The sequence below is a fragment of the Streptococcus mitis genome, from assembly GCF_003942685.1.
GTDB classification, from domain to species: Bacteria; Bacillota; Bacilli; order Lactobacillales; family Streptococcaceae; genus Streptococcus; species Streptococcus mitis_CD.
In genome coordinates, this window is the sequence record NZ_RJNR01000009.1 from 63,716 (window position 1) to 72,345 (window position 8,630).

At 39.9% G+C, this 8,630-nt stretch carries 8 protein-coding genes, 1 tRNA gene, 1 rRNA gene, 1 other RNA gene and 2 pseudogenes; 1 reads left to right on the plus strand and 12 read right to left on the minus strand.

Features of this window, described 5'->3' with window-relative positions; genetic code table 11:
* Window positions 1-121: 121 nt before the first annotated feature.
* From D8855_RS07315 to D8855_RS07360, 10 genes and pseudogenes are all read right to left on the minus strand, one after another.
* Window positions 122-937 carry a PrsW family intramembrane metalloprotease gene (locus tag D8855_RS07315; protein ID WP_125416763.1) on the minus strand — a complete coding sequence of 272 codons (816 nt, stop codon included), beginning with the start codon at window positions 935-937 and terminating at the stop codon, window positions 122-124.
* Between the two features lie 24 nt (window positions 938-961).
* Window positions 962-1,459: a beta-class carbonic anhydrase gene (locus D8855_RS07320; protein WP_125416765.1), complete on the minus strand. Its 498-nt coding sequence runs from the start codon at window positions 1,457-1,459 to the stop codon at window positions 962-964.
* Window positions 1,460-1,531: 72 nt separating this feature from the next.
* The gene (gene radA, locus D8855_RS07325; protein WP_125416767.1) at window positions 1,532-2,893 is read right to left on the minus strand and encodes a DNA repair protein RadA; all 1,362 of its coding nucleotides are present in this window, start codon (window positions 2,891-2,893) and stop codon (window positions 1,532-1,534) included.
* Between the two features lie 13 nt (window positions 2,894-2,906).
* Window positions 2,907-3,473, minus strand: coding sequence for a histidine phosphatase family protein (locus D8855_RS07330; protein ID WP_161800679.1), 567 nt, complete (start codon window positions 3,471-3,473; stop codon window positions 2,907-2,909).
* A complete protein-coding gene (locus D8855_RS07335; protein WP_125416769.1) occupies window positions 3,424-3,867 on the minus strand; it encodes a dUTP diphosphatase in 444 nt (147 codons plus the stop codon). The genes D8855_RS07330 and D8855_RS07335 overlap by 50 nt, the downstream gene beginning before the upstream one ends.
* A 56-nt stretch (window positions 3,868-3,923) precedes the next feature.
* An RNA gene (gene ffs, locus D8855_RS07340) (signal recognition particle sRNA small type) lies at window positions 3,924-4,019 on the minus strand.
* A gap of 34 nt (window positions 4,020-4,053) precedes the next feature.
* Window positions 4,054-4,521: a tRNA adenosine(34) deaminase TadA gene (tadA, locus tag D8855_RS07345; protein ID WP_001110112.1), complete on the minus strand. Its 468-nt coding sequence runs from the start codon at window positions 4,519-4,521 to the stop codon at window positions 4,054-4,056.
* 199 nt (window positions 4,522-4,720) lie between these two features.
* On the minus strand, window positions 4,721-6,007 hold the full coding sequence (locus D8855_RS07350) for an adenylosuccinate synthase (RefSeq protein WP_001832534.1): 1,287 nt from the start codon (window positions 6,005-6,007) through the stop codon (window positions 4,721-4,723).
* Between the two features lie 230 nt (window positions 6,008-6,237).
* On the minus strand, window positions 6,238-6,474 hold the full coding sequence (comW, locus tag D8855_RS07355; protein WP_049487499.1) for a sigma(X)-activator ComW: 237 nt from the start codon (window positions 6,472-6,474) through the stop codon (window positions 6,238-6,240).
* A 241-nt stretch (window positions 6,475-6,715) separates the two neighbouring features.
* Window positions 6,716-8,054, minus strand: a pseudogene (locus tag D8855_RS07360) (IS3 family transposase); the annotation flags it as partial.
* 23 nt (window positions 8,055-8,077) lie between these two features.
* Between D8855_RS07360 and D8855_RS07365 the strand changes: the two are divergent.
* Window positions 8,078-8,208: pseudogene (locus D8855_RS07365) on the plus strand (ISL3 family transposase); the annotation flags it as partial.
* Between the two features lie 95 nt (window positions 8,209-8,303).
* Here the strand turns inward: D8855_RS07365 and D8855_RS07370 are convergent.
* Both D8855_RS07370 and rrf read right to left on the minus strand, forming a co-directional pair.
* Window positions 8,304-8,377 (minus strand) — tRNA-Asn (locus D8855_RS07370).
* A 5-nt stretch (window positions 8,378-8,382) separates the two neighbouring features.
* Window positions 8,383-8,498, minus strand: a 5S ribosomal RNA gene (rrf, locus tag D8855_RS07375).
* Between the last annotated feature and the right edge of the window lie 132 nt (window positions 8,499-8,630).

The following is an 8,630-nucleotide window of genomic DNA, read 5'->3' on the forward strand; positions in this document are numbered from 1 at the left end:
GCTTGTGCTTTTCACAAGATTTTTCCATTTACCATTGTAGCGCTTTTTGCACTATTTTTCAATCAAAAATAAAAGAAGGGCAGCATATTTGTACCCTTGCATCATTCTTTTAAAAAATATTCTAGTTCATCAACTCATTGTGCTTCTCAACAAAGCAATAAGCCTGATAAAAACCATAGAGAGTAATGGCCGTAACCACTGGAATCGCTAAAGGCAACTCTGTCTCCAACTCCACAAAAGGAGAGTTAAACAAGAAGTGAGTTCCCAAGGCTAAACCTAGGAAAATAAGCCCCTGTTTCTTTCCAACTTTCTGCCCTTTACAGGCTCTGTAAAGCAAGTAAACACCCACTACCGCCAGACCTGAAAAAGTCCAGTGAGAGGCAATTCCTGAGATGATACGCTCTAAAATTCTCGAAATGGTAAAGTCAAATCCCTCCGGTAAATCCGTACGAATATAGCCAATATCCTCAATCATTTGGAATCCCAAACCAGAAGCAATCCCAAGTAAAAACAAAGATTTTAATTTTCGCACAGGAATCAAAGCCAAAACAAAAACAAGTGGCAATAATTTCAACGGTTCTTCTACCAAAGGAGCCACAATAGCACTTTCAAAGGCATTTAAAAATGCACTATCTGGGAAAAGAGCACCCAGTAAATCATGGATATAGGTATTAGAAAAACTAGACAACCAGCCTGAAAGGAACATCCCACCCAATAAAGACAGAATCAAGGCCTTCTTTGGCAATTCCCATTTTTTCCCAATACGGAAAAGGAAATAAAGAGCCGGAATCATGTAAAAGAGAGCTAGAAAGATAGAAACTCCCATTAGTCCATATTCCGCAGCTGACATCGAACCGTCCGTATAGTAGATGGTTTCATACTGTAAACCAATACATAGCAATAAGATAAAAATAAATAAAATACTGTTTTTCTTCATACACTTTCTTTCTAAATGAAGTATTTATAATTCTACGACTGTCATACTTCCTGTATCCACATCGTAAATAGCACCAGAGATAATGACATCATCTGGTATTAGGGGAGACTCGATAAGGAGTTGCATGTCCTCACATACACTCTCCTCTATATCTTGAAAGGGCAAGAAGTCCTGGTCTGACACATCGACACCCAATTCTTCCTTCAAATACTCCTGAAAAGAGCCATTTTCAAAGGTCTGAGCACCACAGTCTGTATGGTGCAATACCACAATCTCTCTTGTCCCCATTTGTTGCTGGGAAATCACCAGAGAACGAATCATGTCTTCTGTCACTCGACCACCTGCATTCCGCAAGATATGAGCATCCCCAAGTGCCAAACCTAGAGCTTGCGCAACGTGCAAACGAGAGTCCATACAGGTCACAATGGCTACTCTAGTTTTGGGTTTAAGTGGCAGATTTAACTGCCCATGTAGGGCAACATAAGCCTGATTGGCTTGCATAAACTGTTCAAAATACGACACGATTCCCTCCTCGAAAATTTGATAGTCAAATATTTCTCCTATCTTATCATTTTTAAAAGGATTTGTCACGGATTATGCAAAGACCTTTTTCAAAACTTCCTGAATCGTTGTTACTCCAATGACCTGAATTTCCTTAGGCGGAGTGATTCCTGTCAAAGAATTCTTAGGTACATAAATCTTAGTAAATCCCAGTTTAGCAGCTTCATTGATGCGTTGTTCGATACGATTCACGCGCCGAATCTCTCCCGTCAAACCAAGTTCTCCTACAAAACATTCCTGAGGATTAGTTGGCTTGTCTTTATAACTCGAAGCAATAGCAACCGCAACAGCTAAGTCTATCGCAGGTTCATCCAATTTAACACCGCCAGCAGATTTGAGATAGGCATCCTGATTTTGCAAGAGAAGACCTGCACGCTTTTCCAAAACAGCCATAATCAAACTCGCACGATTAAAATCAAGTCCTGTCGTCGTACGCTTGGCATTTCCAAACATGGTCGGTGTTACCAAAGCCTGAACCTCCGCCAAAATCGGACGCGTCCCTTCCATAGTCACAACGATTGACGAACCAGTCGCCCCATCCAAACGCTCCTCTAGGAAAACTTGACTCGGATTGAGGACTTCAACCAAGCCACCCGACTGCATCTCAAAAATCCCAATCTCATTAGTGGAACCAAAACGATTTTTAACCGCCCTCAAAATACGGAAGGTATGGTGACGCTCCCCTTCAAAGTAAAGCACCGTATCCACCATATGCTCCAACATACGAGGACCAGCCAAGGTTCCTTCCTTGGTCACATGACCTACGATAAAGATGGCGATGTTATTAGTTTTGGCCAGCTGCATCAGTTCAGCCGTCACCTCACGCACCTGAGAAACAGACCCCTGCACCCCTGAAATCTCAGGAGACATGATGGTTTGAATTGAATCAATAATGAGGAAGTCTGGCTGGATTCTTTCCACCTCAGCTCGAATACTCTGCATATTAGTCTCTGCATAGAGATAAAACTCGCTATCGATATCTCCCAAGCGCTCTGCTCGCAACTTGATTTGCTGGGCAGACTCCTCCCCACTGACGTAGAGAACAGTCCCCACTTGGGACAACTGGGTTGAGACTTGTAGGAGAAGGGTTGATTTTCCAATCCCAGGATCCCCGCCGATGAGGACGAGACTTCCTGGTACCACTCCGCCTCCAAGTACACGGTTGAATTCCTCCATGTCCGTCTTAGTTCGATTAACGTTGATAGAAGTCACCTCAGCCAGTTTCATAGGCTTGGTTTTCTCACCTGTCAAGGACACACGCGCATTCTTGACCTCGGCAACCTCAACCTCTTCTACAAAAGAAGACCAAGACCCACAGTTGGGGCAACGCCCCAGATATTTAGGGGAATTATACCCACAATTTTGACATACAAATGTCGCTTTTTTCTTTGCGATGATAAACCTCTTTCTATATCTCTAACTCACATTCAATCACTTGGCAAAAATCAATCTTCTCGTCTGGTACAAATTGGCGCATGAGCATTCGATGAGCGACAACTAGCACTGTCTGGTAGTCTCGGTACTTAGCCATGCATTCTAGAAAACGAGACTTCATTCCCGTAGCTGTCTCATATTGAATAGGGCTATTAGGAAGTAACTCCCCCTTATTTTCTAGAAACATAGTACGAGCTTTTTCAAAATTATCTGTGCCACTTTCATAAACCTGCCATTCATGCAATAATGGCTCCACTCTCAAAGGAAGTCCAGTAACACAAGCCACATAAAAAGCCGTTTCTAAAGCTCTTGTGACTGCAGAAGATATGATTATTTCAGCTGAAAGGAGTAAAGGATTGGTGCTCAGTTTCTGGGCTTGTTGCCGTCCCTTCTCAGACAAGGGTGCCAAATCTATCCCAAATCCCGTATAAGAACGCTCCTCTAACTCACTATAATCTGGCTCCCCGTGACGTACAAAGATAATCTTCATCCTAGTCCCCTGTCGAACCAAAACCACCAGTCCGTAAACCGTCTGCCACATCTCCATCTGCAATTAAGAAAGGAGCAAAGACAGCCTGGACAACACGTTCTCCAACTTCAAGAACAACCTCTTGGTCTGTTATATTCTTCATCTGAGCAAAAATATGCCCTTCATTTCCAGGATTTCCATAATAATCCCCATCAATGATCCCAACTGAATTAATTAAAACCAAGCCTTTCTTACGAGGATTTGAAGAGCGATCATAGAGGTAGAGAACCTCAGTCGGTTGCATATAAGCCTTAACCCCTGTCGGAACCAAGACAATCTCTCCTGGCGCAATAACCGTACGCACAGCAACCTTTAAATCGTAACCAGCCGCATGCGCTGTCTCACGCTTGGGCAATAAATTTTCATCTGTAAAACTAGAAACCAATTCAAAACCACGAATTTTCATCATCTTCTCTTTTCTATTATCATTTATTCTAGATTATTCTATCTTATTTATTCGGAAAAAGCACGAAAAAAAGAGCACACAATTCAAATCGCTTAGGGCTGCTGGATTCCTCCCCTGACCCGCTTCACGCAGAACTGTTGCTCCACCATTTATTATATCACATTCCTATTCATTTTAAAAGCAAAATTATTTTTTCCGTCTATTTCTAAAAAAATCCTGCATAATAGCTGCACATTCATCTTCCAAAATTCCCGTTTCAACCTCCACACGATGATTGAGACGCTCATCTGTCAAGATATCGTACAAACTCCCAGCAGCGCCAAATTTCTGGTTTTTAGCCCCATAGACCACGTTTGGAATACGGGCAAGGCCAATCGCCCCACTACACATGACACAAGGCTCAATGGTCACAAAAAGCGTGCAATCCAGCAAGCGCCAGCTCTCCTCACTCAGGTTCGCATTCTCTATAGCCATAATCTCCGCATGCATTACAGCTCGTTGCAACTCCTCACGCGCATTATGCCCACGGCCAATGATTTCTCCGTCCTTGACAATCACACAACCAATTGGAATTTCATCGTGTTCAAGAGCAATCTCAGCCTCTCTCAAAGCTTCCCTCATAAAGACTTCTTTTTCTTCAACTGTATAATTCATCAATTTCCCTTTTACTACTTATCGATTTTATTATTATATCATGAATCCCAAGACAAAAAAAGCCACCGAATGCGGTGACTTTATAGGGAGATTATTATGAAAAAGAAAAGTTTAGGATATTTGTTACAACAAGTTAGGAGGTCTTCTTGTAACTGTCTATAGTATACCCGACCTATCTTAAACAAATCTTAAAAATCTCTTAAGACCAAACACTTTCTAAAATATTTGTTTGTTCACGACCAGGACCTACTGAGAAAGTAGAAATACGAACGCCAACCAATTCACTCACACGACGAACATAGTTACGCGCATTCTCAGGAAGATCTTCCAAATTACGAACTCCGGTAATATCTTCTGACCAACCTGGCAACTCTTCATAGATAGGCTTGCAACGCTTCAATTGCTCAAGACTAGCTGGATAGTAGTCAATACGTTGACCATCAAGATCATAGGCCACACAGATTTTCACTGTATCCAAACCACTCAAAACATCGATAGAGTTCAATGAAAGGTTCGTAATACCAGAGACACGGCGGCTATGACGCATCACAACTGAGTCAAACCAACCCACACGACGTGGACGACCAGTTGTTGTACCATATTCATGACCGACTTCACGGATACGTTCTCCCACTTCATCAAACAACTCAGTTGGGAAAGGACCGTCTCCTACACGACTCGTATAGGCTTTACATACACCAACAACCTTGTCAATCTTACTTGGACCAACACCAGAACCAATGGTCACACCACCAGCCACAGGGTTTGACGACGTAACAAATGGATAGGTACCTTGGTCGATATCTAGCATAACACCTTGTGCACCTTCAAAAAGCACACGTTTACCGTTATCAAGCGCATCATTCAAAATGACAGATGTATCTGTCACATACTTCTTGATTTGTTGACCATATTCGTAATATTCTTCAAAAATATCATCGAAAGCAATCGCTTTACTGTCATACAATTTTTCAAAAAGACGATTCTTTTCAGCAAGGTTACGTTCTAAACGCTCACGGAAAATATCTTTATCCAAAAGATCTGCGATACGAATCCCAACACGAGCAGCCTTGTCCATATAAGCTGGACCAATCCCCTTGATTGTAGTACCAATCTTATTGTCGCCCTTAGCTTCTTCTTGCAAACGGTCTAACTCGATATGATAAGGCAAAATAACATGCGCGCGATCAGAAATACGCAAGTTATCAGTTGTCACACCCTCCTCATGAAGATAGCTCAACTCTTTTACAAGAGATTTAGGATTTACAACCATTCCGTTACCAATAACAGAAATTTTTTCAGGGAAGAAAATCCCGGATGGAATCAAGTGCAACTTAAATTTCTTACCATCAATCACAATTGTGTGACCTGCATTATCACCACCTTGGTAACGTGCAATCACTTCTGCATTCGCTGAAAGGAAGTCAGTAATCTTCCCTTTACCTTCATCACCCCATTGGGTACCTACAACAACAACTGAAGTCATAATCTTGTCTGAGCCCTCAGGCTCTTCCTTTCTCACATACATGGCAGGACTCTCACCTGCAATTATATCTTACAATTTATTATAAGAAAAAATCGACTTTTTATCAAGAAGAAACAATAGAAAGATTTGCTATTTCCAACTATTAAAAAATGATTTAGAAATAATTCCGGCTATTTATCATTATTTTCCCACAAAAAATTAAATTTGTTCGGAAATTAACTCATACTGTCTCAACAAGCAACAAAACCTTGTTTCATTATCAATTTTTCAAGATACAAACGATAAGCAACACGATAATGGTAAACAATAAAATCCCGATGATTCCCAATGCTATATCGGAAAAGATAATAAATCAAAAATTTAAAATGAAAATGTTCCCAGTCAAAATGATCTCCGAAGAACGTACCATACTCTTCTTCAATATTTCTATAAAAATCCGTCATCTGCTCATAAATCTTTTGTAACATAAGCCTATACCCCTTTACTTTTTATAAGCTTATTCTAACAAAAAATTTTACACATTCACTATCAATTCCTGAATTGCTTAAAAACCAACCTCAAAAAGATAACAAATAGGAAAAGTTGACAGAATAGGAACAAATTTACTACCTAAATTAGACTATTATGGATCTTATTAACTGTGTTAAATACTAAAAGAGACTGAGGCAAAAATCTTAAATTAAGAAAACGCATAGCATCAGATTGTACTGACCCCAATCTGTATTGCACAGGGCTAAGTCCTTTTAGTTTTACCTTAATTCGTTTGTTGTTGTAGTAATCAATATAGTCTACAATGGCTTGTTCCAATTGCTTAAGCGACTGAAACGACTTCTCATAACCGTAAAACTTCTCCGATTTCAGAATCCCAAAAAAGGACTCCATCATACCGTTGTCTTGGCTGTTACCTTTACGTGACATGGATGCTTGAATTCCCTTACTCTCTAGGAACCGATGGTAAGCATCGTGTTGGTATTGCCAACCTTGGTCACTATGGAGAATCGTATTCTCGTAGTGCTTCTCTGTGAAGGACTGTTCCAACATGGTTTTTACTTGTGCTAAGTTCGGTGAAGTTGAAAGATTATAGGCAATAATTTCGCTATTAAAGCCATCTAAAACAGGCGATAAATACAATTTCTGCGTGCTATTTGGAATGGCAAATTCTGTCACATCTGTGTAGCACTTTTCCATTGTTTTAGAGCCTTCAAATTGACGTTGAATGAGATTATCTGCCTTCTTACCAACATCTCCTTTACGAGAAGAATATTTTCGTTTCTGTCGCATTTTAGCTTGTAAATTGAGTACTTTCATCAAGCGTTGAACTCTTTTCTGATTTACCAGATAACCACGATTTCTTAGTTCTAAATGAATCCGACGATAACCATAATTTCCCTTGTGTTCGATAAAAATTAATTGAACTTCAGCTTTAAGCTCTTGGTCCTTATCTGGTTTGTCTAGCTGTTTCAAGTGATAGTAGTAAGTCGAACGAGCTAGTTTAATGGCTTTTAGAAGAATATCTAACGAAAACTCAGTCATTAATTCTTGAACAATTTCGGTCTTTCTTCTTTCTCTTTTTTCTCCTTCAATCGGAGTTCTCTCAACTTTTTTAGGATGACATTCTCCGCTCTCAGGTAGTCATTTTCTGCTTGAAGACGTTCTAATTCTGTCCTCTCTTCAGGTCTCTTTTTTGGCTTACGTCCCATTTTAGGTACTCTCCCTCTTGTTTTCTCAACAATAGTATACCCGTTTTTCTTGTATTGTGCTAGCCAGTTAAGAAGTATCGTACGACTTGGGAGGCCGTATTCAAGAGAAACTCTATCTTTAGTCCAGCCTTCATGTAAGACTTTATGAATCATTTCTTGTTTTAAATCAGGAGAATAGTAACGATTTTTTCCTTTTTTGACGAACTTTATTCCGTAACGATCAATCAATTTAATCATGTATCTAAGATTAGAATTGTTTATCCCAAATTTATTTGAAAGCTTCTCTAGCTATATCCGTATTTTCTAAGTTCATAGATCTGAACTTTATCATCATATGTTAATTTCATAATAAAAACACCCCAAAAGTTAGATTTTTCAGACTGTTTTTAAAATCTTTCTCAAGGACAAATATAAAATCGTCAACACTTTGAAAACTTCAAAAAAAGTATTTTCATCGCTCTAAACATCAAAAAAGAAAGGACGAAATTTGTCCTTTCTAGATATTACCTTTTCTTCAATCCACTACAGTTGACAGAGAGCCTATTTTTATGTTCACCAAAATAAAAAAAGAGGACTAAACCTCTCTTAATTAACTACTCCGCCAGTAGGACTCGAACCTACGACATCATGATTAACAGTCATGCGCTACTACCAACTGAGCTATGGCGGAATAAAGCTAAGCGACTTCCATATCTCACAGGGGGCAACCCCCAACTACTTCCGGCGTTCTAGGGCTTAACTTCTGTGTTCGGCATGGGTACAGGTGTATCTCCTAGGCTATCGTCACTTAACTCTGAGTAATACCTACTCAAAATTGAATATCTATTCAAACCAAGAAAACCGTTCGCTTTCATATTCTCAGTTACTTTGGATAAGTCCTCGAGCTATTAGTATTAGTCCGCTACATGTGTCGCCACACTTCC

Bases quoted from the DNA above. Each gene is read 5' to 3' on its own strand.
- comW (WP_049487499.1), bottom strand. From the start codon at position 6,474: ATGTTACAAAAGATTTATGAGCAGATGACGGATTTTTATAGAAATATT.
- tadA (WP_001110112.1), bottom strand. From the start codon at position 4,521: ATGAATTATACAGTTGAAGAAAAAGAAGTCTTTATGAGGGAAGCTTTG.
- D8855_RS07330 (WP_161800679.1), bottom strand. From the start codon at position 3,473: ATGTGGCAGACGGTTTACGGACTGGTGGTTTTGGTTCGACAGGGGACT.
- D8855_RS07350 (WP_001832534.1), bottom strand. From the start codon at position 6,007: ATGACTTCAGTTGTTGTTGTAGGTACCCAATGGGGTGATGAAGGTAAA.
- D8855_RS07315 (WP_125416763.1), bottom strand. From the start codon at position 937: ATGAAGAAAAACAGTATTTTATTTATTTTTATCTTATTGCTATGTATT.
- D8855_RS07335 (WP_125416769.1), bottom strand. From the start codon at position 3,867: ATGAAAATTCGTGGTTTTGAATTGGTTTCTAGTTTTACAGATGAAAAT.